This window comes from Paraburkholderia sp. MM5384-R2 (assembly GCF_014201025.1).
GTDB classification, from domain to species: Bacteria; Pseudomonadota; Gammaproteobacteria; order Burkholderiales; family Burkholderiaceae; genus Paraburkholderia; species Paraburkholderia tuberum.
Map to the genome: position 1 here is coordinate 22,948 of NZ_JACHDI010000010.1, position 23,871 is coordinate 46,818.

Below are 23,871 nucleotides of genomic sequence, written 5' to 3' on the forward strand. Positions count from 1 at the left end.
TGCCTTCCTGTTCAAACCGGCGAAGGCAAGCGCGCGTGGACCATGACGGGGCGCCGCGCGACGCCCGGCCGATTCTGTCCAGTTGCGATTTGCCAGTGATAACCGGCCATTTTACGCGTTGGACGAAAATCGCCAGGGCGGGCGATCTGGACAGTTCGGGAGCAACCCGGTCAAGCCGCGGTTCGACCCATATTAGCGTTGGCCGCGGGCCATGCTGCCCCACACCCCGTCGCGCAGGATCAGCCCATGCAACAACGCCGCCGCCAGATGCAGCAGCACCGTCGCGAACAACGCGAACGCGAGCCACGTATGCAGCGCGCGCAGCAGCGCGAACAGCGCGACGTCGTGCGGTGCGATCGGCGGCAGATGCAGCGGACCGAACAGCGTGACCGGATAGCCGGCCGCCGATAGCATGGCCCAGCCGATCAGCGGCATCGCGAGCATCAACCCGTACAGCACGAGGTGCGACGCATGCGCCGCGATTCGTTGCGGCTTCGACATGCGCGCGGGCAATGGCGGACTGCCGCGCATCACGCGCACCGCGAGCCGCACCAGCACGAGCAGCAGCAACGCGATGCCGAGCGGCCGATGCAGCGCGACCAGCGCATCATGGGCGCGCGATACCGTCGCCACCATGCCCACGCCGATAAACAGCATCGCGACGATCAGCGGCGCCATCGTCCAGTGCAGCAGCCGCGCGAGCGGACTGAAGTGAGTGCGGGTGCGCGTCATGAAGGCTATCCGTTTGGCTGGGTTCGATGGATCTCGGGATGCAGCGCCTCCTCGCGCGTGCGGCGTTGGAACGACTGTGCGTAGGCCGCAGAGCGCGCGGCGAGCAGCGGATCGTCCGATGGCGCGATGCCGGCGGGCACGATCGTCGGATCGAAGTTGATGTCGCGGCAGGCGCCGTCTTCTTGCGACGTGGTGCGTTCGATCACGAGCGTCCCCGCGTCGACGCGCTGGCGGTCGTCGGGCCACTGCAGCGTCGCGTCGCCGGTCGGGTCGCCCGGTTGCGCGACGGTCAACAGCAGATGCCAGCGCAACGGTCCGTGTTGCAGACGCTCGCCGAGGTCGGCGGCGAGGAAGTTCTTTTCGGCCTGCTGCGCCGCGGTGATCGCCGCGTAAGGCGTGTCGGGCACGACGGCCCAGCGCACGGCGCGCGTCGTGCCGTGGGCATCGCTAAACAGAAACGCGTCGATGCCGTAGTATGCGGCGTTCGCGAGGCTCGACGACGGCGCGTGCGACTTGACCCAGCGCTGGAACGGCTGCGTCTCGGGATTGGCCGCGTAGAACGCTTTCAGCTTCGCGGGGTCCGGTTTGCCGGTCGCAGGGTCGGGCTTCGTGGCCAGCAATTGCTGATAGAACTGCGCTGGCGTATGCACCGCGAACACCGGCGTCGAGTTCATGCCGGTACGCCACTGTTCGCCATCGCGAAGCCGGAACTGCAGCGCGAGACTGCGCACCGGCGAGCTCGTATCGGGCGCGGACGGATTGCCGCCGGGCACCGCGAAGCGACCCGACACCAGCGTGCGGCCCGGCGCGAACACTACCGCGTGCGACAGCGCCGCGCCATTGCCGTTGCTGTCGAAATAGCCGTCGACGCACAGGCCCTTGGCGTGATTGCGTCGATAGCCGGGATGCGGGCCCGCGACCGCCTCGAACGTATCGATGATGCGCGGGGCGGTCAGACGCGCGGGCGTCAGCCACCCCGCGGTGTAGGCGAAGCCGCCCGCGAGCGCGACCGCGCCGATCGCGGCGAGCCGGCATGGCACGCAGATCGGCCGCGGGTCGGAGCCGGCGGGGTTGGGTTTGGGTGCGAAGGGTGGTGTCACGGAAACTCCTTGCCGGATGGATCGATGATTCGATCGATGGGTCGATCGACTCATCGACCAACGTACGGGCGAACACGCCTCGCTACGGCCTATTCCATCCGGCCCTGGCGCGCACATTCAAACCCACTCGCGCGCCAGTGGCCGATGCTGCTTCAATGGGTGCCAACAGCCGGCGCTCCCGAGTTCGCGACGTGGCTCGCGGCGAGCGCCGCTTGCGCGGCGAGCGCCTGCTTGCGCTGCTCGACCTGACGTGCGAACACGGGACTGACATCGGGATACGACGCGTCGGTGATGTAGTCGAGACCATTCTGCTGCGCCTCGATCAGTTCCTGGTACACCTGAGCACGTGTCTTGCCCTGCGCAAAAGCGCTCGACGAAGCGGCGAGAACGACGAGCGACAAAGCAACGAACGAAAGCTTTTTCATGATCGACTCCTTGGAGAGTTGTGCGGGTTCGCACCAGGGAGAACCACGGGTGGGCAGCGTTTATTCCTGTATTCGCGGCGTGAAAAAAACATCGCCGGCGCGGGGAATAAATGTCCCCGCCGCCGTGTTTGCCGTCCGATAGCAGCAATCAAGACCGCGCATCATCATGACCTCGACTTACCGCCCCTCCGGCGCTCCGCCCTCCGAAGACGACATCCAGGCCTATGCGGACGGCACGCTGACGCCCGAGCGCGCCGCGTCGCTGCGCGACTATCTCGGCAAGCATCCGGCGGAAGCACGGCGTGTCGCCTTTTACGACCGCTTGAACGCACAGATCCAGGCCACGTTTCAGACCGCCGGGGAGCCCGCGCCCGGGCGCCTCGGCGGATCGCGCCCGCTGCGCATGCGCCCGCAACCGGGTGGTCGCGCACGCCGAACGCTTGTCGCGCTCGTCGCGCTCGCGCTGATGCTGAGCGCCATCAGCGGTTGGCTCATGGCGACTCAAGTGTCGGCACGAGCGCTCGATAATGCCGCCGTGATGGCGCTCGCCGAAGCCACCGCACGGCCCTTTTCCTCCGCATCGCCGACGCGCGTCGATCCAGCCGCGCCGGATCTCGGCGCGATCGGCCTGCGCCTCGTCGAGCAACGCGTGCTGCGGCTCGGGCCATTGCAGCGCGCGGACGAACTCGTCTATCTGAACGGCGATCAGCAACCGGTGGTCGTGCTGTCGGCCGCGGCGCCGTTTGCGCGGGAAGAGCCGCAGTGGGCCGCGCGCCGCATCGGCGAGCTGCGGCTGTTGACGTGGACCGCGCAGCGGCAGCGTTTCGTCATCGCGGGCAATGCGCGCACCCACGGCCTGATGCGCGCCGCCGACGTGATGAGCGCGCGCTGACGCCGGTGCGCGCGGCCCTCGCGGAATAAAATGCGCTGACAGGTGTTTGCAGTTCGAACGCATCGTGCGACGGAAGCCTCCGCGACCGGCCCGGCGCGTATCGATACCGACGCGAATGAAGCCGATGCCACCCCCACGCCGCTTGACCGGGATCAACCATGGATGTCCGTGACGAACTGATCGAGCACGTGCCGCGTCTGCGGCGCTATGCGCGGGCGCTGATCAACAATCGTGAGCTCGCCGACGACCTCGTGCAGGACACGCTCGAGCGCGCGCTCGGCCGCACCCGTCTGTTCCAGCCGGGCACCGATCTGCGCGCGTGGCTGTTCACGATCATGCACAACGTCTTCGCGAATCAGGCGCGCAAGGCGTCGGCGCGCGCGGTCCACGTCGCGGTCGACGACGACAGCATCGCCGAAAGCGAGCTCGCGGTGCCGTCGGGCCAGACGCGTTCGCTCGAAATGCGCGACCTCGACTACGCGTTGCAGCGGCTGCCGGTCGAACAGCGCGAGGTGGTGCTGCTGGTCGGTCTCGAGGAGATGAGCTACGCCGATGTCGCGCTCGCGCTGAACGTTCCGATCGGCACGGTGATGTCGCGGCTCTCGCGCGGACGCGAACGGCTGCGGGCTTTGATGGCGGGCGCCCAGCCCGGTGCGAAATTACAGGTGGTGCGATGAGCGAGCCGCAAATGCCGATCGGCGAAGAAGACTTGCACGCGTACGTGGACGGCACGCTGTCCGGCGAGCGGCGCGATGAGGTGGAGCGCGCGCTCGAACAGAATCCGGAGCTGGCCGCGCGCGTCAGCGATTACTTTTCGCTCAATGGTCTGCTTCACGAGCGCTACGACCGCGTGCTCAGCGAGCCCGTGCCGAAGCACCTGCAGACCGGTGCGCCGCGCCGCGCGCGAGCAGCCGCGAACTGGCCGCGTTTTGCCGCGCAGTTCGCGGGCATGGCCGCGGCGCTCGTGCTCGGCGTGGGCATCGGCATGCACAGGAACGATCTGATTGCACCGGTTGCGATCGATCGAACCGACCCAGGGGCCGAAACGCAAGCCGGAAATCGTCCGGTCAGCGCGGACAGCGCCGAGGGCTTCGCGCGCCAGGCGGCGCTCGCGCACGTCGTCTACATGCCGGCGATCGACCGGCCGGGCGACATGAGCGCCGATCGCGAGCAGGACTTCGTGCAATGGCTCGCGAACCGGCTCGGCACCGAGGTCCATCCGCCAATGCTGTCGAAGAGCGGATTCATGCTGTCGGGCGGCCGCCTGCTGCCCGGCGACGACGGTCCGACCGCGCAGTTCATGTATCGCGGACCGAACGGCGAGCGCGTCACGCTGTGCATCTCGCGTCGTCGCGAGAACGCGAATACGACCGCGTTCAAGCTGTATCAGGCGGGGCCCGTCAACGTGTTCTATTGGGTCGACGGCGATTTTGGCTATGCGGTGTCGGGTGGGATCGATCGCAAGGAGCTGCTGCAGCTAGCGCATGATGTCTATGCGCAGTTGACGGGGGCCGCGCCCGGTTGAAGCGGATGGGTTCCGCGCCGCGCGGTTCGCGCATCAACGTCGTGGGTTCTCCTGCCCCGACATGGCCGCGTCATCGCGCGCGGCGCCGCGCAGTTCACGCGGCGTTGCACCGAGCAAACGCGACACCCAGTGCGCCATATGGCTCTGATGCGCAAAGCCCGTTTCGAGCGCGATCTGGCTTGCGCTGAGGCGTCCTTGCAGCAGCAGCGTTCGCGCGCGCTCGACCCTGCGCTGTACCACGTACTGATGCACGGGCACACCGAGCGTGTCGCGAAACAGCGCCTTGAAATGCGGCACGCTCAGTTGCGCCTGCGCGGCGAGCTCGTCGAGCGTCAGACGCTGATCGAGATGCGCGTCGATAAACTCGATCACACGTGCGGCCGTGCGCGGCGCGAGCGTACGCCGCCGGTTGCCCGGCATGGGTTCGACGCCGATCAGACGCACCAGCATCGCCGTACACAGACTTTCGGCGTAGAGCGGAGCGGACGCATCGTCCGCTTCGAGCTCCGCGCGCAGCGCCCAGGCGAGATGCTGAAAGCGCGGATCGCGCATCTGGAAGCGCGGGCGCAGCTGCGAGTCGGCCGAGTTCAACGCGAGCTGCTCGACGGTCCGCCGCGCGAAGTCCTCGGCAAACCAGACGCTGAAAATCGTGCAGGCGGCGTCATCGTTCCACTGACCTTCGAGCCCCGCGGGGATCACGTCGGCGTCGCCGTGCGCCTGAATCCGCGTGTGGCGGCGCGCATCGCACAGACAGCGCGCAGTCACCGGCGCACCAACGTGCACGCCCACGCGATGATGGCGAAACGCGGGCATCCGATGCAAACCGGCCGACACGTTGACCAGTTCCGCACCGAAGCCTTGCCAGCCAAGCGCCCTGCTCGTGCGCACGGCGATGCGCGAGCCGCTGTGCGGCGCAGGCGCGGGAATCGGGGTGACGGCGTTCATCGCTTGTCTCCTGAGTGAGCTGAATGACGGCGAGATGCCTGCATTGTGCGGCGTTTTTGGCAGGTTCGCCGGCGTGACGGAATTTCGTAGCTCGCGATCAGCCAACGCGATTCACGCGACCTGCGCGGCATCGGCGTAAAAATCATCCGGATCTGCGCAAAGTCATCCAGATCTGAGCGCCTCGCGAGCACCGCGTCCCTACCATCACGTCATAGCGATCCTCAAAAGGAGCACAACGTGTTCGTCATTTTCGGAGCGACCGGTCACGTGGGACACGCGAGCGCAACCGCATTGCGTCGCGCGGGCCACCAGGTACGCGCGGTGGTACGCGACGCCACGCAAGCCGAAGCGCTCGCGGCAATCGGCTGCGAGATCGCGATCGCCGACCTGAACGACCCACGGCTGGTCGCGCGCGCGATCGACGGCGCGCAGGCAGTGCAATGGCTCTGTCCGGTGCCGGGAGCGCATGACGATCCCGCGGCCGCGATGCGGCGCATCATCGACGCGGGCGTCGCGGCGTTGCGCATGAGCGCGCCACCGCGGCTCCTCGCGCTGTCCGACTACGGCGCCGAGCACGCGGATGGCACCGGCATCACGACGCTGTTCCACTACCTCGAAACGCAGTTGCGCACCGTCGCGTCGTCGCTGATCTTGTTGCGCGCCGCCGAGCACATGCAGAACTGGGCACGCATGCTGCCGGTCGCGCTCGGCCGGGGCGCGCTGCCGAGTCTGCATGATCCGCTCGACAAGCTGTTTCCGACAGTCGCGGCGCAGGACGTCGGCGAGCTTGCCGCGCAGTTGCTGCTCGATGAAGGGCCTTCGCGCGCGACGCCACGGGTGGTCAGTATCGAAGGGAAAGAGCGGGTAAGCGCGCTCGACGTCGCGCGTAGCTTGGCGGAACTGTCCGGGCGGCCGGTTATCGCCCACCGGGTGCCCCGCGACGAATGGAGTGCCGTGCTGCGCGGCGCCGGGCTCGGCGAGCGGCACGCCCAACTGATCGTCGATCTGTACGACGCGCACAACGCTGGACGCATCGACGTCGAGGCGAATATCAGCGAGCGACGCTTCGGCGCCACCACGTTGCGACAGGTGTTGAGGGCGCTGCTATCGGGCGCGGCCGGTACCGCAGCGCAGGCGCGGTGATCCGCGTGGATGTAGGGCAAGCGGACGGCGTGGCGCGGTGCGAACAGCGTCGAAGGCGTTCAACACTGGAAAGACAGCATGCAGACCTGCCCGTTGCTTCGCGCATCGATCGACGCCAGATCAACGAAGAACGCAATGCGACGGATGCAGTGCGTAGCGTCAACACCGTCAACGCACCCGAGCTCACGCGCCGCGCGCTGGCTGCGCATGGCGATAAGGCTATCGAGCTTCACGGGCTGGCGCGCGCTTGCCAACCTGCTCGCCGCGATTCCCGACAGCAATGACGATTTCGGCGTGTTCTAGGTTCTCAGTCATGAGCCGCGGGCGGCTCAAGCGGCGCTGAAGGTGCTGGCCTGGTGGCAAGCACCGCAAGCCGCCGCCAACCCGCTTATCGAGCCGGTCTACTCGTTCTCGTCGAAATGGTGACGCGGGCGAGCCTTCTCGTACAAACCTACGCCAACGCTTACGCCGGACCACTGAGAGGTTGATACCGTCAGCGATACAGTCGGGTCACGGCCTTTTTCAACGCGATCAACCCTGAACCAGGGTTCGAGCTTCTCTGACCACAACGACGACTTTTAAGGTACAACCACGAGCTGAGGTCTTAATGCAGCGCCGCTACGTAGCCGCGCTAGCTACGATCGGTCTGCTGTGACATTCCGCCGGCAAGCTTCGGTTCGCGCCGGCGGACCTGCACGCGCAGCGAACAGAGCAGTGGCGATCAACCCGCTCCCAAGCGCGGCGGATTTCATGCGGTCAATGGGTATTTTCTGGACGCGGAACGGGGGTGAGGCTGTGGGACCGCCTTCACGTCAGTTGCGATTTTGCTTCTCGCTATCGGTGCCCTTTTCGCTGAGGGTTTGGTCTACATCTTCTCCTTCACACCGGAACGAATCAGCCACCAGTTCACAGGGTAGCTCGTTACGAAGCCCGCGAGCATGGCGATCTGCATGGCGAACCAGAACTCCGAACTGGTAACGTTCGCGATGCCGCCAAAAACCGGCTTGAACCATAGGAACTGAATGATCGCCATTGCTCCATACATGCCAATCTGCCACGCGGTTATCGACGCAATATCCGCTTTGACTGCAGCGATCACGCCCTGTCCAATTGACAGGTCGCGCATCGGCTTGATGGTGAAGTACTGAAAACCGATTCCTAGCAGAAAGGCGATCATGAAGTCTGGGATCCAGACGGCAAAAGTTTTCTCGTTGAATACGCTGTGCCATCCGAACCACACCGCCAACCCTGGAAACGCAAACGCTGACCATTCGACAACAATGTCGCCGAGTGTGCAACCAGCGCCGCAATGACTAGTGCCTTTCATCACGATCACTGTGAACGGTTGCGTTTTATCGCCAGCCTCGGCGGCGAGCACGTTGCGTCCCCATGCATAATAGGCAGCAAGCCAGAGAACTGTGCCGAATAGCGTGGTCAGCGGCCAAACCAGGCTCATGATCCACATCTTCTGCGGATGTCTTACCTCGTCAGTCACAATGATGACGGCACACACCACGCCTAACACAATCCAGGCGATTGACAGACTATGGAGCCAGGCTGGAAAAGTACCGTAAGTCATCGTTGGTCTTGAAAGGCTTTGCACTGATAGCGCACAGAAGAGCAACTGCCGTTCCGGCTCTGCAAGATTGGCTGATGAACAACGGCTCGATTCGGGCAGACGCCGGGTTACGGGTCTCCTGATGACCAGGCGAGATTGCACGTCAACCGAACGGTCGCGATGCATCCTTAAGCACGTCGTTTGTCGTGGACCGTTTGTCGTGAACACTTGTAACGTCGACCGATGTAGGCTTAACGCATGGAAAACGCGCCGATCCTAAGCAGCTTGGACAATATTTCGCCGGGGCGCGAAAAAGACGATCGGAGAATAGCGACGATGACAGCGCTCTGACCACGTAACGTCAATCAGATAGCCTCCGCAATTGCCCATCGGGTTTTTCCACAATCGTTTCTGTGAAACCGACCTTCTCTGAACCCTGCGTCGCACGACGTGCCCATTTGCGGTGCTGCGACGCACATGCCAGCGTCGCCGCCCGAAGCTAACGGCTGCAAAGCTGTAAGTTGTGCGAGCTTCGCGATGCGGACCTGGACCGTTATCTACCCAGGGACTGCTCTGTCGATAGGCTCCTGTTCGCGGTGGTCTCCCGCTCGTCACGTTGCCCGGGTCATCGGTCAGAATCGAAAGAAGTGAGTTTGGCCTCGCGTTGGCGCGGCCTCCGAAACGCTCCGACAGATCAAACCAGCAGGTCGAGCGATCGACTCTGCCGTCAGAGGAGCGACTGCGCCACCTGTCTCGACTTTAATCCGGCGTGCGTCTCCGGCCCGCGCTGTGCGAGTGACGAGAGGTCGCGCCGGTTCAGAACAGCTGGTGCAACAGAAAACACCTTACATCGGCATCCCATCTCGAGTCGCGCCAACTCATTCCTGTCTTTTCAGCGCGCTGTTACGCGTATTGCGCTCGATCGCTGTGAGCAGTAGCAGCAAAGTCAGGAAACCTGTCAACGCGAGAAGAATTCCCAGCGACGAACCGAACTGAGCGTTTTTGCCCTCTGCCGCCTGAACGGCGCTTTGGGCCGCATCAATCCGCCCGATCTTGACACGGGCATACTGATCCATGGCGGCTGCAACATACCGCTCGCGGTTGTCCCATTCCCACGTAGCAGCGTGCTGCCCGGCAGCCGCAACGACGTCGGACAGCTCATCCAGGAACTGCTGTCGGTCGGCTTGGGGAATACGCTCGAGCCACGCCTTGAGCAGCGGTTGGCTTGCATTATTCTGGTTCAACAGGGCATTAAGCGGAGCGGGGATAATTAATCCCGCGGCGCCAGCGACATCCGCCATGGCGTTGCCGTTCGCGCTGCCGATCTTCAGACCGTCATTGGCCGCCTCCGAACTCGCTATCGAAGAGAGTACCTCGCTCGCGCTGACGGGCGGATTTGTGATAACAGCTGCCGTCCTCGGAACGCCAAGCGCAAACATTAATGCGATCATCGCCAGGATGGCGCCAACTAGCGCGATGAGACATAGCACGCGCGCCATGCCCAATAGACGCTTTTCGACTCTGTCTGCGATCCCCATATGAACTCCGTCGATGTCTGTTCGACCTAACCGTCGCCTTTGCCTTACGGCTTGCGCAGATAACGCTCCGAGAGCGCCTCGTACAGCGGTGGCGCAAAAAAGCGCGAGACGCGACTCGCGATGAGCGCCGTGGCCATCAGCGAGATAACGAGCGCGTGCCCGTTGATCATCTCGATGACGATCACGAACGCCGTGATTGGGCTCTGGGTGACCGCCGCCAGATAGCCGACCATGCCGAGCGCGATGAGCATCGGAAGCTGGATCTGCGAGAACGCCATGTGAACCGTGTTGCCGATGCCAGCCCCGATCGCAAGCGACGGGGCGAACAGGCCTCCGGGCGCGCCTGGCAGATACGATCCCACCATCGAGACCATCTTCAAGAGCGGGTATGCCGCGCTGACATGCGCGCTGCCTTCCAGCATGCTCCGCGCTTCGGCATAGCCGCTGCCAAATGTATGGCCATTTGCGCTCACGCCGACGACCGCAATGACCAGGCCGCATAGCGCGCCGAACAGCACAGGCCGCTTCACGCGCAGTTCGAGCAGAACTTCGGGCATCCAGCGCTTCGTGTTGAGCAACAGCCAGCAGAAGCATCCCCCTAGCGCGCCCGCAAGGACACCGATCAGCACTACGGCGAGGCTGATCCATCGGGGCAATCCCGACCCGATATCGATCGTGCCGAAATACACATAGTTTCCCTGAAGCCCAAGTGAAACGACGCCAGCGAAGATGATTGCCGTGATCAGCACGCCGCTCGCGCGCTCCTCGAAGCTGCGCATGAGTTCCTCAATGGCGAACACCACGCCTGCGAGCGGAGCATTGAATGCCGCCGACAAACCGGCGGCCGCACCCGCGAGCGCGAGCCTGCGCTCCAGCACGCCCGGCCGGATCGCCAGAAAACGCCTCGGGTAAAAGCGCCTCAGGCTGAACATCAGGGCGGCGCCAACATGAATGGTCGGACCTTCGCGGCCGATGGTAAAGCCACCGAGCAGGGCCAGGAACGAGACCAGAATCTTTCCAACGAGAATACGCAGCGTAAGCAGCCTTGGCCCGAGTTCGTTCGGCCCGTGCAGCATGGCGATCACCTGGGGGATACCGCTGCCCTCGGAACCGTCAAAGAAGCGCCGTGTAAGCCACACCGTAACGGCGCCTGTTGCGGGCGCCACAATCAGAGGCAGCCAGAACCGGTCAGCCGCATAGCGAAGGAACACAGCGTAGCCGAAATCGATCAGCTTCGCGTAAAGCACCGCGACCAGGCCTACGGCGATCGCCCCCAGCCAGAATACGCCATAGTGGAGCCATAACCGGTTGATGCGCTGCAGCTTTCGACGGTCCATCAGCGCGAGAATGCGCACGATCTGTTCCCCTGTTTTTCTTCTGGGTTTTTTCCGGCGACGCCCCCACCGGCTGCATTTCGCGCCAGAAGCGCGATTCAGGCCTTCCGCGGTGACGGAACCTTCATATTGAACGCGATTGCGAGCCAGCACAATACGAGCCCGGAGCACGCGTAAAACACCGCGTTCGCGCCATCGTGTTTTAGAAGCCAGCCGCCAACCACGCCGCCGAGGGCAAGGCCGATCGACTGCGTGGTGTTGTATACGCCCGTGGCCGCACCCTTCCGATCACCCGGCGCGAGCTTCGAGACGAGCGAGGGCTGCGACGCTTCGAGGATGTTAAAGCCGAGGAAATACACGAACAGGACGGCGGCCACGATAACGAGTGTATGTTCGAGCGAGCCAAGCAATAGCAGGCCAATGAGGATCAGACCGATTGCAGAGACGACCACGGCCTTCATTTTCCCCCGCTTCTCCGCGGCAATGATGGCCGGCACCATCATGACGAACGCAATGCCCATGACCGGCAGATAGACCTTCCAGTGCAACGAGACCGGCAGCCCTGCGTCGACGAGCAGGCGAGGCACCACAAGGAACAGCGCCGTTTGCGTGGCGTGCAGTACGAGCACGCCGAAGTTCAGGCGCAGCAGCTCGACGTTGTGGAGCACTTCGGCAAATGGCGCCCGCAAGTGGACGGGCCGGTTCGGCGAATCCGGCACGACCCAGATCACCACGCCCACCGCGAGAATCGAGAGCGCGCCGACCAGCGAGAACAGGCCGCTCATCCCGAGCCAGTGGAACACCAGAGGCGCACCCACGATCGCCACCGCAAAAGAAATGCCGATCGAGGCCCCCACCATCGCCATTGCTTTTGTGCGGTGCTGCTCGGCAGTGAGGTCGGCAATAAAAGCGAGCACCGCGGAGGAAACGGCGCCCATTCCCTGGATCACGCGACCGACGATTATCCACACAATATCGTGCGCCCCCGCGGCGACGAAGCTGCCGATCGCAAATATCACGAGACCCGTCGCGATAACTGGCTTGCGGCCAACCTTGTCGGAAACCCAGCCGTAGAAGATATAGAAAAGCGATTGAGTGACGCCGTACGCCCCCAGCGCGATGCCGACCAGCAGGAGATTGTCGCCGCCGGGAATGGTTTTCGCATACACCGAAAACACCGGCATGATCATGAAGAGACCGAGCATGCGCAGTGCAAAGATCGCTGCGAGCGACAGCGTCGCTCGCAGCTCGAGCGCACTCATGCGCGAGCGGGAAGTGGCCGATGTGGAAGTTGCGCTCATATCGTGTAAAAAAAAACCCAGCAGTCGCTGGGTGAAGATAGCTGCCGATGCTGCAGTCGGACGTGCTTGACCGGCAAGCTGAGGACACGTCGAAGTCACGCGATTGCGCGCCGCACCCGCTGAAAGCCTGGTGCAATATTATGGCACGACATGACATTTCCGGGAATTTAGACGCGAAAACTTAAACGAAACTTAAAACCCGGCCCGTGAGCCCGCCGGCGTGCTGCTTGAGACCTTGGTGATCTGGGCCGGCGTGCTCTTTTATGCGGCCTTCAACGATCCCCAGACGGTCATTGCAACCCTGAGCGCCGCGAGGGCTCCCGCTCCCGGAAGCGGTTCGGATGCGGCCAGACCTCTCGTCCTACGGCCGCACGACGAAGGGCACGCGCGATTTACCGCTCGCGCAGATTACGTCGGATCGCAATCATTTAGCTTCGCGACATGTCGAGAATTATTGGTCCGATGCGGCAGGTCGCTAATAAATGATGCGTCGGCGCCGGGTTCGATGCGCGTGGCGACGATGATCCTTTGAACGTCAGGTCGCATCTGCAGACTTATCGCATCTATCCCCTGGAACGCCCTTGCGCTGACAACGGCAGCGGCGCTGTCTCGCGATAACGAAGACATGCGCCGGCAGCTCAGCGCTCCAACGGTCTAAATACCCCAGAGAATATCGTCGCCATGGCGATGGGCCTCGCGCATCATGTCGAGCAATGGCCAGGCGCGATGTTCGACGGTCGCGGCCGCACTGTTTGAACTATGGTCGTTCGGCACGTGATGGAGGACGTTGAGGGCTAATTCAGTGCGTGCCTGATCTTCGATAGCGCGTTCAAGTCGCGTTATCACCGTACCCAGTTCGTCGTGGCTGATCACGCCACGAGTGGCGACTTGCTTACCAATGGCTGCGAGGAGATATTCCGCGAGGTTCCGCAGCATGACGACGTCCGGAGTTGAACGGCACTTGAACGTAACAAGCATACAGACCTCTCCGCGAAGGACAACTGCGCCGTTGCGACGGCCGCCTGATGCAATCGACGCTTATAACCAGCAACGAGGCTTGCGCTAACCTCGATATCCAAAGTGTAGGCCAATGTATCACATTGTGCTATATAAAGATCAGATGCGCGGACCATACCTTACCGGCGCGCTGGCAGGTCGACATGAATCTAACTCGCGGGCAGCGCTCATTAGCTGCGCACGACGTTCGTTGTGTTGTGGCATAAGCGGAGGCAATAAATGCCGTGATCGACTGCTCTTTGGGGGCGTGATGACCCTTCAGAATAAGCTAACGCTAAATTGTCCCTCTGTACCGCCAGGGACGCTTTGGCATCGCGGACAGATTCATCGTGCGCTCGCGGACGAGGCGGGATGCCCGGCAGGCTTCGAAGCCATTTGTGCGGTTTGTGCGTGCTGAGGAATGGCGTCCAGGTCGACCCAGTCATACCGTACGCTCGCCACCGCCTGCCGGAGGGCGTCATTTGCTTGATAGTACTGGTGCTGAGAGATCAGCCTCGCAGCGTCATTGACGTCCGCGATCACCAGTTTTAGCGGAACGAGTTCCATGGTGTAGGCAACGTTGATATTCGCGACCTTCAGGGCGTTGAGCGCCTGATCCCGCTGACCTTGCTTGATGTGCTCATTCGCGGATGCCACCGCTTTGGATTTCTCGGAAGACTGGGCGAGATGGTCGGTGATAGTTACGTCAGCGCCAACTGGAAGCCACGTCAGTTCCTGCGAAGCGCGAGCGACGTCCGCTTGGACATGCGGCGCGCTGGAAGCCGTGGGTGGAAGTTTCAAGTCTTTTTCGGCCTTGGTAAAAGCAGTATTGTCAGCCTGCGCTTCCTGCAGTGATTTCTGGGCGGCTTTTACAAGCGTGGCGGCCTCCGAACCGTTACCGTTGAAGATTGCGAGTCGCGCAAGTTCGATCTGCTGGAAGGCCTCGTTTCCTTTCCCCGAGACTTTGCCCATGTCCGACGCGACGCCCCGCGGGGACTCGGCCGCCTGCACGGTCGCACCACAATAGGCGGCGGAGAGCAACGCGCACGTGACAGCGATAACCTGATGCCTTTTCATGGTTCATTCTCCTCAGCGAGTGTCCAGTTCCAGACGTCGCATGCAGCCTTGCGCGCTCACATCGGCGGCGCATATGGCATGCGAGACTTTCACAGGGCTTGAACTTCGAACAGTTGACGCTTTTTCCGGTTAGACAAGTCTTGCTCGATCCCCGCTCATTACATGAGCGCGACTCCCTGACCAGATCTCACCGTTGGAAGTCTGGCTTGCAGTTCAGGCGGGTACTCGGGTAGTCCCTTCAAGCGCCCCGCTAACGGATAGAGCTTCCGTTGACTCCTGCCTCGCTGAACGATGGCGTTGCCAGTCAACTCGTCGCGTCCATTCGCTCCATCATTGCTCGCGTCTGCTCGACGCGCAACGCGCAGCGCATTGCTAGCCTCATCACGATCACGCTCCAGAGCGCCACTAGAAGAATGTCCCAACCGAATCCGATCACACCGAGTCCGCCACCGATGCCGCCGAGCCAAGACAATAACCAGATGCCCCCAAACCATGGCAACAGCCACGCAATGTTGTTCCAGCCGAAGTCTTTCGCAGCTTTGCGCAAGACGATGTGGTAGTACGCCGCGTAGAGTACGAAACCGATCGCCACCAGCGCAAACAGAAAGGTGTTCGTTGCAAAGCCAGTCCAATATATTACGAGGTTGCTGCAGATAAATGCGAGTGGCGCCAGCACAGGCGCGGCCCACATGCGAAATGGACGATGCAGTTCCGGAAGGTTACGGCGCAACACCAGTAACGCGACCGGACCAAGACCATATGTCAGCACCGTAACCGACGTAATGTAGTCGACCATCTTCTGCCATGCAGGAAACGGCAGCAGGAAAATGGTGCCAACCACCCACATCACGAGAACCGCCAGCCATGGCACCTTGTTGCGGTTCAGCTTTGTCAGCATGCGGGGACCGGCCTCCATTTCGCCCGTAGCAAAGAGGACGCGCGATCCGCCGGTTACATACATCAGCCCCGTGCCGCCAGGCGATATATAGGCGTCGATATATAGAAGCGTCGCCATCCAGCCGAGCCCGAGCGTCGCGGCAAGTCCAGCGAACGGTCCCATTTCCCCCTTGAAGCTGAGGTGTGCCCATCCGTGCGCGAGATCGACCGGCGACAGCGCCCAGATAAAGGCCACTTGCAACATGATGTAAACCGCTGCAGCGAGCACGACCGAGCCAATCACGGCTAGCGGAATGTCGCGATGTGGATTGGCCGTTTCGCCGCCGAGGTCGATCGCAGTACGGAAGCCCAAATAGCTGAAAACGATACCTGCTGCGGGAAGTGCCGTGAACATGCCGGAGAGCTTGTAGGTGTCAGGCGCCGCACGCACGACATCCCAGTGGGTGCTCGCTGCCATCAAGCCAACGATGGTCAGTATCGGCACCAGAATTTTCCACCACGTAATGGTTGAATTGACGTTGAGCAGCCATCTGATCACCATCAGATTCAGCAGCGCGGTGATTCCGAGCAAACCGGCGCACACGAAGAAGCCCGCAAAACTCAGCACCCCGGCGGAGCCAGGACGGATCAGCCATGGCAGATAGTTGCTTGCATAGGTGACGATTGCTTCGGCTTCGACTGCAGGCACCGGAACATAGGCGAGGAAGAGCAGCCAGCACCACAACCTTCCAAGTCCGTCGCCATGGCTCGCGTGGCTCATATGAACCAGCGCCCCACTACGAGGAAAAACGGCGGCAAGCTCCGCGAAACATAGCGCAATCAGCATGATGATGACAGCGCCAAGCGCCCAACTGCCTATGCTCAACGGACCGGCTATTCTCGATGCATGGTAGGCGCCGAACAGCCACCCTGAACCAATCATGCTAGTGGTGCTTGCGAACAGCAACCCCACTATCCCAGCATCGCGACGCAGTTTGCCCGATAGCGTCAGGTCGGAAATCGTGCTCATTTCTGGTCTCCTTGCGCCTGCCCCGGAGTTCGGTTTTTGAACCGGCGTTGCGCGAAAGAGGCGGTGCGCGTCCGCGCACCGTCATACATGAACGGCTCACCCTGAACGCTTCGACCGCAAAGACGGCGATAAAATTCCCGCCGTGAACCGAAGCAACAATTAAAGGGCTTGGAAATGCCTGTGCGCTTCGACGAGCGTTAGTTCACACTGTGCCATTTCATATTCGTGGCATGGCTTCATGCGATTCAAGCATCGTCGAGCATGCGCCAATCGCTCGCACTGGCCCCGGCCAGAGTACGCACACGAGCTTCGTCGCGCGCAAGTTCTCGCGCGGATCCGGAAAAAACGACCCGACCATCGTCCAGCACGCAAGCCGCGTCGGCAATCTCGACAGCCGCTCGAACGTTCTGCTCAACCAGAAGCACCGACATGCCTTCGGCGCGCATTCTGACGATAACGTCAAACACTTCCTGCACCATCAGCGGTGCGAGACCTTGAGACGGCTCATCGAGAAGCAGTACGCGTGGGTTGAGCAGCAGGCCGCGTGCGATCGCGAGCATTTCCTGCTCCCCTCCGGAGAGTTGCCGGCCCTTGCTGTTGCGACGCTCGCGTAACCGGGGAAAAAGCTCAAACACCCGTGCGATCGTCCAGGGACCGGTGCGCCCGTTGGGCACAAGCAGATTTTCTTCCACGCTGAGACCCGCGAATATGCGCCTACCCTCCGGCACATATCCCACACCGAGCGCCGCGACCCGGTCTGGCGGCCAGCCGGTCGTTTCGCGGCCTAGAATGTTCACCCTTCCCGCGCGTGGCCGGGTCAATCCCATCAGGCTTCGCATGGTTGTCGTCTTGCCGGCGCCGTTGCGCCCTACCAGGGCGACAATCTGGCCGTCGTCAACGTCCACCGATACGCCATGCAGAATGTGGCTCTTGCCGTACCAGGTCTGCAGTCCCTCGGCAACCAGGGCACTCATTTTGCTGTTCCCAGATAGGCTGCTTGCACGGCTTGATTGCCGGTGATTTCTTCGGGCGTTCCTTCTGCCAGAATCCTGCCTTCGGCGAGCACCATGATGCGCTGTGCCAGTTGGAAGATGACGCGCATGTCGTGCTCGATCAGAATCATCGTCAGCGATCGATCGCGGTGCAGGCGTCGTATCAGTTGCGTCACGTCGTAGGTTTCCTGATCTCCCATCCCCGCGGTCGGTTCGTCGAGGAGCAGGAGCCTGGGTTCGAGTGCAAGCGACATGATGATTTCCGTGGCTCGCTGGTCGCCAAGCGACAGCTCACCCACCAACCGGCGCGAACGCTGCTCGAGTCCGCCGAGCACGAGCAATTCTTCCAGCCGCTGGTTGACGGTCGTGCGCGCCGCCCTCGATAGCCACGGCGAGAGCCTGTGCCCGGCTCGAAGTTCGACCGGAATCCGCAGATTATCGCGAACGGACAACTCAGGAAAAACTTCCGTAATCTGGAAAGTCCGCGCCATTCCCATGGCAACGCGGCGATGAGGCGCAAGCCGGGTCACGTCGCGTCCGTCGAACACGATACGCCCCGACGTAGGCGGAAAGAACCCACTGATCAGGTTGAAGAACGTCGTCTTTCCTGCACCGTTAGGCCCAATTACCGCGCGAAGCTCACCGGCTTCCACCGTCAGGCAAACATCGCTAACCGCGCGAAGATTGCCGAACCGGTGAGATACGTGATCGACTACGAGCAGGCTCATGAACGCACCCCGCCCGTCCGGATGCCCAGCACGCCACGGGGAAAGAACAGAACGACGAGGATGAACAGCAGGCCGATAAACGACATCCAGTTCTCAGTCCGTGTGGAGATGTAATCCTGAACCAGCACGAAGACGGCCGCGCCGATCAGCGGTCCCCACAACGAGCGCATTCCCCCCAGCACGGCCATGATCACAAAATCGCCTGACTGGTCCCACCGCAGATCATGCGGATCGGCGAAGTTATTGAGCAGCGCGTACAGGGTACCGGCAAAACTCACGAAAAAGCAGGAGATCACGAACGACAGCCAGATATGCTGCTCCACCGGCAGACCCAGGAAGCGCGCCCGTTTTTCGTTCTCGCGTATCGCCAGAAGCGTACGGCCAAACGGAGAGCGCAACAGCGCAGTCATGACGCCAACCGACACGGCAAAGCAAAGCAGAACGAAATAGTAAAACACGGTGCTGTTGCCAAGAATGTCGATTCTCTGCTGGCCAAAGTGGAGAGGCATGCGATGCCATCCGGAGAGCCCATCGTCGCCGCCAGTCACGGCGTTCCAGCGAAAGGCGACGAAGTAGAACACCTGGCCGAATGCGATCGTCGCCATGGCGAAATAGACGCCCCGAAGCCTAGCAATCAGCGCGCCGATGAGCGCCGCCGCCAGCGTGCCGGCCGCGACCCCAATGACGATACCAAGCGGCGTATTCGGCACCAGATAACGGATCGTCATACCAACGCCATACGCGCCGAGACCAAAATACGCCGCGTGACCGAACGACAACACGCCTGTAAAACCGAGTAGAAAATTGAGCGCCATCGCCGCCAAAGCCATTACTACTACGCGTGTACCAAGTGCCGTATAGCCGCCGAGCCAGGTGATCCAGTACGGCATGGCTGCGAGCGCCAGCCAGACCGCCGCATCCCCCGCGAGTTGCAGTGACGATCTCACTGGACCCTCCCTTCCTCACCCAGCAGTCCGCGCGGACGTACGAGCAGCACTAGCCCCATCAGGACGTAAATCACCGCTTCGGTCGCGGACGGGAAAAAGACAGAAGTCAGGCCAGAAGCGACGCCGATGAGAATGCCGCCGAGCAGCGTACCCGGCAGGCTGCCCAGTCCCCCGACGATGATCGCAACGAAACTCGGCATGATGAGCGAATCACCGATGGTCGGTTGCAGTCCGAGCATGCCGGCTGCCAGGACGCCAGCCAGCCCCGCGAGAAAGATGCCGAGGCCGAAATTCATGCTGCGAAGCCACCGTACATTCACGCCCAGTGTCGCGACCGTTTCGAGGTCTCCGACACCAGCGCGGATACGAATGCCGGATCGAGTGAACTTCAGGAACATGAAGAGCGCCGCCACGACGATCACAACCAGAACGACCATGAACACACGATAGCCCGTTAGAAAGAAGAACGAGGACGTCAATGGCTGGTTCAGCGCGTCCGGAATCTGGTATGGCAATGTCTGAGGCCCCCAGATATAGCGGCTACCGTCCTGCAGCAGAAACGCGAGCCCGAACGTGAGCAGCAGACTGTATAGGGGATCTCTTCCATACAGCGGGCGAATCAGTACCCGCTCGATCAGCAGTCCGATAGCAGCCGTCAGCAAGGGGGCAATAACAAGCGCCGCCCAAAAGCCGACATACGGCATGATCGTGTAGGCGAGGTAAGCGCCAATTGCCAGGAATCCGCCGTGCGCGAAGTTGATGACACCGCTCAGATTCAGGATCAGCGACAGGCCAAGCGCCATTAGCGCGTAAAACGCGCCAATGACGATACCGTTGAATACGTTGAACAGGATCAGTTGCGTCATACCGTTACCTGTGCTGCCGACGTCCGAGACCGATGTCCCGGCTCATCGGTCGCGCGGCAGTTGCGGCAGCGCGACGTCAATAGGCACTCAGTCCCCTGTCTGGCTCCCCGATCCGGTCATGCCCATGTGAGACGGCAGCCGGTTTCGCTGACCGGCAGCGCGGCGTCGATGCCCTTGACCAACTGATCGACGTGGAATAGATCATCAGGTCTAGGTCCCTGCGCTACCGCATGTCCCACATAGAGATCCGGCATGAGCTGATGGTTGCCGGCCCGATAGAACGGTGTGTCCGGCATCAGCCCTACGTCCGGCGGCAACTTGAAGCCTTCGAGCGCCCGCGCCAGTTTAACCGCGTCAAGCGTCTTCTCCTGATTAGCGACGAGTGCAACGCTATTGACGGCGACGTGCCCGAACCAGTGTCTGGCCGTCGGCACTCTCCCGGCCTTCTTACGGATGCCGGCCACGTATTCCGCTACGTGGGGTACGTTGGGCTGGTCCCAGTACCATTCGAATACCCACGTACCGATTCGCGCATCCGGCGGCAAGCCCTCGAGCACCTCCAGTTCCTGCTGCGCCCCGGCGATGTGGAAATGCTTGTTAAGGCCGAACTGCACCGCCTGCTTAAGCGAATTGACAGCATCCTGACCTGCGGTAAGAAACAGGATGACGTCAGGATCGGCAGCCTGCGCCTTGATCAAATATGACGAATAGTCGGTGGTGCCAAGCGGCGCCAACGCGGCTCCAGCCTCCACCCCTCCGAACTTCTTCAGGCTCGCCTCGAAGCCGAGTTGCAAGGTGTGGCCAAATGCGTAATCGGGGGTGATGAAAAACCATTTTTTTCCGTACCGGTCGAACAGGACCTTCGATACCGAGTTGGTTTCCATCCTCGTCGTATTGCAGACCCGAAAGACGTTCCAGTGACAATCCTTACCGGTCACGGCGTCGGTATGCCCACCCGTCACGATATGCAGTGTTTTCAATTCGTTTGAAACCTGCCCGATCGCAAGCGCCATAGCCGAGTTGACATTGCCAAGCAGGAAGTCCACCTTGTCACGTTCGATCAGCTTGCGCGCCTTCTGTACAGCAGCGCCAGTATCCGCGCTGGTGGAATCCTCCACGATGAGCTGAACCGGACGACCCAATATGCCCCCGCGCGCATTGATCTGATCGATCGCGTATTCGCAACCCATTTGTTCGTTCTTGCCGAGCGCAGCGTAGGTACCTGTCAACGGGTCGTCGAGCCCGAATTTGACTGGAACCTCTCCGCGCGCCTTGATGATGAAGGGTGCGCCGATCTGCGCAATTCCGGCTGCGGCAGCAGCCTTCAGTACGAGCCGGCGATGGCGTCGGCCCGCGGTCGATAGTCTTCCCATTTCGGTCTCCCACAGAATGGACACGTCCGAGCAATGCTCGCGCTCTCCTCCTGGGAAAGCTGGTTCCGATTTCTACGCTTCGGATTTCCAACGCATACCAAATGTTAGTGCACGATATGACATAATTCCATGGAATGTAACGAAACGTCTGAGTGCCAGCCGGTCTATCGCGGTGATTCAACGCGCACCGGCGCGGTGCGCGGGTAAAGCGCTTCAGTAAATGTTCCGGGACGCGCATGAAAGAGACGCGGGAAAACCTCCACTCTGAAGAACCCTTCCTCCATTGAGGCATCCGGAACAACTCCGATGCTCGCGCCGGGTGTTGGGAGATCTGGCAGCATCGTCGGCAGTGGTCGCGCTCGCAACGGATCCGGTTGTCAAAGATTGCGCCAAAGCGAACGCGTAATTGTGGAACCACATCGGCGTTTCGTGCGCGGCGTCCGTTACAGAGATGGCCGATTTCGAATGGGTGAGTTCCCCTCCACAATCAGGCAAGACCAGCCACGGCCCTCGCTACCGCGATTGAGATGATTAATCGAGGCTCGAAGCCCCGAAACCCAACGCGCTGAGTGCGAAACTTCCTGCGCCAAACGCATTACGTGACGGCGTGTATGCATCGTCAAACGCCAGGATTTCGCCGTGCGCTGCCAGCGATATGTCCGCCAAAGAAGACCGGGAATACGGATCGGCGCGCTCCGGATACCATGGTGTCGTTGGTGTCGTTGGAGAGGATACTGCCTCAGAGGTCGAGCCTCTGCTCGAAGACCTCGTCCTGGCCCATGGACCAGAGGAATCCAGCGGCACTAACTCGTCCAGCATCCGATCACCTGTCATCGCGTTCACGCTACCGCAAATGGCTGTCGCGACCAATAGCACGGCCTTGGTGAGCTTGCAAAGGAGTTTTGATGAGTCTGGCGCAGACTTCATGAATGATCGCTGTATCACTTCAGAATTCAGACGTTCGGAACTTGCCGCCTCACGGCACAGTCGCTGCATGATAGCGGGTGGCATCTGCCAAATAAATCTGTGTTTACTCCCTATCTGCGAGTGCAGCGCACCGATGGATCCCGCACCCGGTGCTCCCTATTGATCATCGCGATGACAATCACGAAGGCCTTGCAAACCCGGAGATGACGCCGATCAGCAGCACCGCGACGGCGAGCAGACCAGGCATGTAATTGCCTACTTCGATTGCGCCGTAATGATCACGCCGCTCATGCGTGCCTCGAAGCTGCGGGTCAATTCCTTGATGGCAAAGACCGCGTTCACAAGCGGCGCATTGAACGCCGCCGACAGGCCTGTGGGGGCGCCGGCGAACGCGAGCCTGTGCTCGAGATCGACGCCGCGGATAGTCCCGAAATCGCGCGGGATGGAAGTGCCGCAGGTTAATCATCAGCGATAGCCGACGTGGATCGTCGGCACGCCGCAATATGTCACAATCTGCGTCAATCAGATGCGCTTCCAGCACTGCGACGAGAGCGGTGACCAACGGGCCCACCCAGAAGATTCCATCGTGGAACCAAAGCCGCCGAACATGTTGCAGCGTTCTTCTGTCCAGGATGCGGAAGAAAGTGGCAGACGGTTTCAACGTCAGATATGGATCAACGAAAAAAAGCCCAGCCGTAAAGCTGGGCGGAGGGGAATCGCCTTCTGTCGCCTGAAAACGAGTGGGCTTGCTGCCGGACCATACGCCATAACATGCAATATCGGCACGCCAGGCCCCACACCACTAGCCCCTAGGATAAGCACGTTGTGACATTTATTCAAGCGATTCCTGCACCTTTTTCGGAAAACCAGGAAGGGGAACGCGGCAGGAGTTCATTCAGATGACCTTCGCGAGATTACGGCGGCTGCTCCGATGGCGGCATCGCCTGGGAAAATACGGAGGCACACCACGCAAACGCCACATAGACTTCAAGACGTCGCTTCCCTCGACGTACTGCCCTGCTCCACGTCGTCACTTTTCTGGGAGACAGAATGAAAAAATGCACGATCCGGCTCACGTTCGTGATGCTCGCGCTGCTCGCCGGATGTCATGAAACGAAAACGCCGCAAACGGTCACATCGAACGGCCAGGCTGCCAATGCGTCGGCGCTCAGTACCGGTCCCTCGACGATCGACGAACTGAACAATCCCAACAGTCCGCTTGCAAAGCGAAGCATCTATTTCGATTTCGACAGCTATACGGTCAGGGATGACTATCAGGCGCTACTCCAGGCACATGCAGACTATCTGCGCCGGCATCCGTCCCAGCATGTGCTGATACAAGGCAACACCGACGAGCGCGGCACCACCGAATACAATCTCGCCTTGGGCGAGCGGCGCTCGCAGGCCGTCATGCGTGAGCTGGAAACGCTTGGCGTGCCCGGGACGCAACTGGAAGCCGTCAGCCTGGGTAAAGAAAAACCGGTTGCGCTGGGGCACGACGAGGCGTCGTGGTCGCAGAATCGCCGCGCCGACCTGGTGTACCGCTAATCGCGCGGCGCACGACGC

22 protein-coding genes are annotated in these 23,871 nt (G+C 61.5%); 5 read left to right on the forward strand and 17 right to left on the reverse strand.

Going from position 1 to position 23,871, the window contains the following annotated elements; genetic code table 11:
- Positions 1–192: 192 nt before the first annotated feature.
- The 3 genes from HDG37_RS17600 to HDG37_RS17610 all read right to left on the reverse strand — a co-directional run bounded on the left by HDG37_RS17600 (position 193) and on the right by HDG37_RS17610 (position 2,257).
- A complete protein-coding gene (locus HDG37_RS17600) occupies positions 193–732 on the reverse strand; it encodes a cytochrome b (protein ID WP_184049823.1) in 540 nt (179 codons plus the stop codon).
- A 5-nt stretch (positions 733–737) separates the two neighbouring features.
- Positions 738–1,832 carry a catalase family peroxidase gene (locus tag HDG37_RS17605; protein WP_311541495.1) on the reverse strand — a complete coding sequence of 365 codons (1,095 nt, stop codon included), beginning with the start codon at positions 1,830–1,832 and terminating at the stop codon, positions 738–740.
- Between the two features lie 152 nt (positions 1,833–1,984).
- Entirely contained in the window at positions 1,985–2,257 is a 273-nt protein-coding gene (locus HDG37_RS17610; RefSeq protein WP_184049825.1) for a DUF4148 domain-containing protein, read from the reverse strand.
- A gap of 166 nt (positions 2,258–2,423) precedes the next feature.
- Between HDG37_RS17610 and HDG37_RS17615 the strand changes: the two genes are divergently transcribed.
- The 3 genes from HDG37_RS17615 (at position 2,424) to HDG37_RS17625 (ending at position 4,674) form a co-directional block, all read left to right on the forward strand.
- Entirely contained in the window at positions 2,424–3,149 is a 726-nt protein-coding gene (locus HDG37_RS17615) for an anti-sigma factor (protein WP_184049827.1), read from the forward strand.
- Between the two features lie 158 nt (positions 3,150–3,307).
- Positions 3,308–3,826: a sigma-70 family RNA polymerase sigma factor gene (locus tag HDG37_RS17620; protein WP_018421072.1), complete on the forward strand. Its 519-nt coding sequence runs from the start codon at positions 3,308–3,310 to the stop codon at positions 3,824–3,826.
- The gene (locus HDG37_RS17625; protein ID WP_184049829.1) at positions 3,823–4,674 is read left to right on the forward strand and encodes an anti-sigma factor; all 852 of its coding nucleotides are present in this window, start codon (positions 3,823–3,825) and stop codon (positions 4,672–4,674) included. The genes HDG37_RS17620 and HDG37_RS17625 overlap by 4 nt, the downstream gene beginning before the upstream one ends.
- A 33-nt stretch (positions 4,675–4,707) precedes the next feature.
- Here HDG37_RS17625 and HDG37_RS17630 read toward each other — a convergent pair whose 3' ends face one another.
- A complete protein-coding gene (locus HDG37_RS17630) occupies positions 4,708–5,619 on the reverse strand; it encodes an AraC family transcriptional regulator (RefSeq protein ID WP_184049831.1) in 912 nt (303 codons plus the stop codon).
- Positions 5,620–5,856: 237 nt separating this feature from the next.
- Between HDG37_RS17630 and HDG37_RS17635 the strand changes: the two genes are divergently transcribed.
- A complete protein-coding gene (locus HDG37_RS17635) occupies positions 5,857–6,762 on the forward strand; it encodes an NAD(P)H-binding protein (RefSeq protein ID WP_184049832.1) in 906 nt (301 codons plus the stop codon).
- Positions 6,763–7,627: 865 nt separating this feature from the next.
- On the opposite strand, the gene HDG37_RS17640 is transcribed toward HDG37_RS17635, so the two are convergent.
- The 13 genes from HDG37_RS17640 to HDG37_RS39350 form a co-directional block, all read right to left on the reverse strand.
- Positions 7,628–8,341 carry a DUF4396 domain-containing protein gene (locus tag HDG37_RS17640; RefSeq protein WP_090805938.1) on the reverse strand — a complete coding sequence of 238 codons (714 nt, stop codon included), beginning with the start codon at positions 8,339–8,341 and terminating at the stop codon, positions 7,628–7,630.
- Positions 8,342–9,198: 857 nt separating this feature from the next.
- Positions 9,199–9,858 (reverse strand): hypothetical protein, encoded by a 660-nt coding sequence (locus HDG37_RS17645; protein ID WP_184049834.1) that lies wholly within the window; start codon positions 9,856–9,858, stop codon positions 9,199–9,201.
- Between the two features lie 44 nt (positions 9,859–9,902).
- On the reverse strand, positions 9,903–11,195 hold the full coding sequence (locus tag HDG37_RS17650; RefSeq protein ID WP_184050100.1) for a chloride channel protein: 1,293 nt from the start codon (positions 11,193–11,195) through the stop codon (positions 9,903–9,905).
- Positions 11,196–11,290: 95 nt separating this feature from the next.
- A complete protein-coding gene (locus tag HDG37_RS17655; RefSeq protein WP_184049836.1) occupies positions 11,291–12,454 on the reverse strand; it encodes an MFS transporter in 1,164 nt (387 codons plus the stop codon).
- Positions 12,455–13,147: 693 nt separating this feature from the next.
- Positions 13,148–13,471: a DUF1840 domain-containing protein gene (locus HDG37_RS17660; protein ID WP_090805945.1), complete on the reverse strand. Its 324-nt coding sequence runs from the start codon at positions 13,469–13,471 to the stop codon at positions 13,148–13,150.
- A 363-nt stretch (positions 13,472–13,834) separates the two neighbouring features.
- A complete protein-coding gene (locus HDG37_RS17665) occupies positions 13,835–14,566 on the reverse strand; it encodes a YfdX family protein (protein WP_184049838.1) in 732 nt (243 codons plus the stop codon).
- 304 nt (positions 14,567–14,870) lie between these two features.
- A complete protein-coding gene (locus HDG37_RS17670) occupies positions 14,871–16,472 on the reverse strand; it encodes an APC family permease (RefSeq protein ID WP_184049840.1) in 1,602 nt (533 codons plus the stop codon).
- 245 nt (positions 16,473–16,717) lie between these two features.
- Entirely contained in the window at positions 16,718–17,446 is a 729-nt protein-coding gene (locus HDG37_RS17675) for an ABC transporter ATP-binding protein (RefSeq protein WP_184049842.1), read from the reverse strand.
- The gene (locus HDG37_RS17680; RefSeq protein WP_184049844.1) at positions 17,443–18,192 is read right to left on the reverse strand and encodes an ABC transporter ATP-binding protein; all 750 of its coding nucleotides are present in this window, start codon (positions 18,190–18,192) and stop codon (positions 17,443–17,445) included. The genes HDG37_RS17675 and HDG37_RS17680 overlap by 4 nt, the downstream gene beginning before the upstream one ends.
- On the reverse strand, positions 18,189–19,082 hold the full coding sequence (locus HDG37_RS17685) for a branched-chain amino acid ABC transporter permease (protein ID WP_260334916.1): 894 nt from the start codon (positions 19,080–19,082) through the stop codon (positions 18,189–18,191). Before HDG37_RS17685 ends, HDG37_RS17680 begins: the two co-directional genes overlap by 4 nt.
- A gap of 53 nt (positions 19,083–19,135) precedes the next feature.
- Entirely contained in the window at positions 19,136–20,005 is an 870-nt protein-coding gene (locus HDG37_RS17690) for a branched-chain amino acid ABC transporter permease (RefSeq protein WP_184033934.1), read from the reverse strand.
- Between the two features lie 116 nt (positions 20,006–20,121).
- The gene (locus HDG37_RS17695; RefSeq protein WP_184049848.1) at positions 20,122–21,378 is read right to left on the reverse strand and encodes an ABC transporter substrate-binding protein; all 1,257 of its coding nucleotides are present in this window, start codon (positions 21,376–21,378) and stop codon (positions 20,122–20,124) included.
- Positions 21,379–22,560: 1,182 nt separating this feature from the next.
- Positions 22,561–22,647 (reverse strand): hypothetical protein, encoded by an 87-nt coding sequence (locus tag HDG37_RS39350; protein ID WP_311541500.1) that lies wholly within the window; start codon positions 22,645–22,647, stop codon positions 22,561–22,563.
- A gap of 708 nt (positions 22,648–23,355) precedes the next feature.
- Between HDG37_RS39350 and pal the strand changes: the two genes are divergently transcribed.
- Positions 23,356–23,853, forward strand: coding sequence for a peptidoglycan-associated lipoprotein Pal (pal, locus tag HDG37_RS17705; protein ID WP_184049850.1), 498 nt, complete (start codon positions 23,356–23,358; stop codon positions 23,851–23,853).
- The last annotated feature ends 18 nt before the right edge of the window (positions 23,854–23,871 follow it).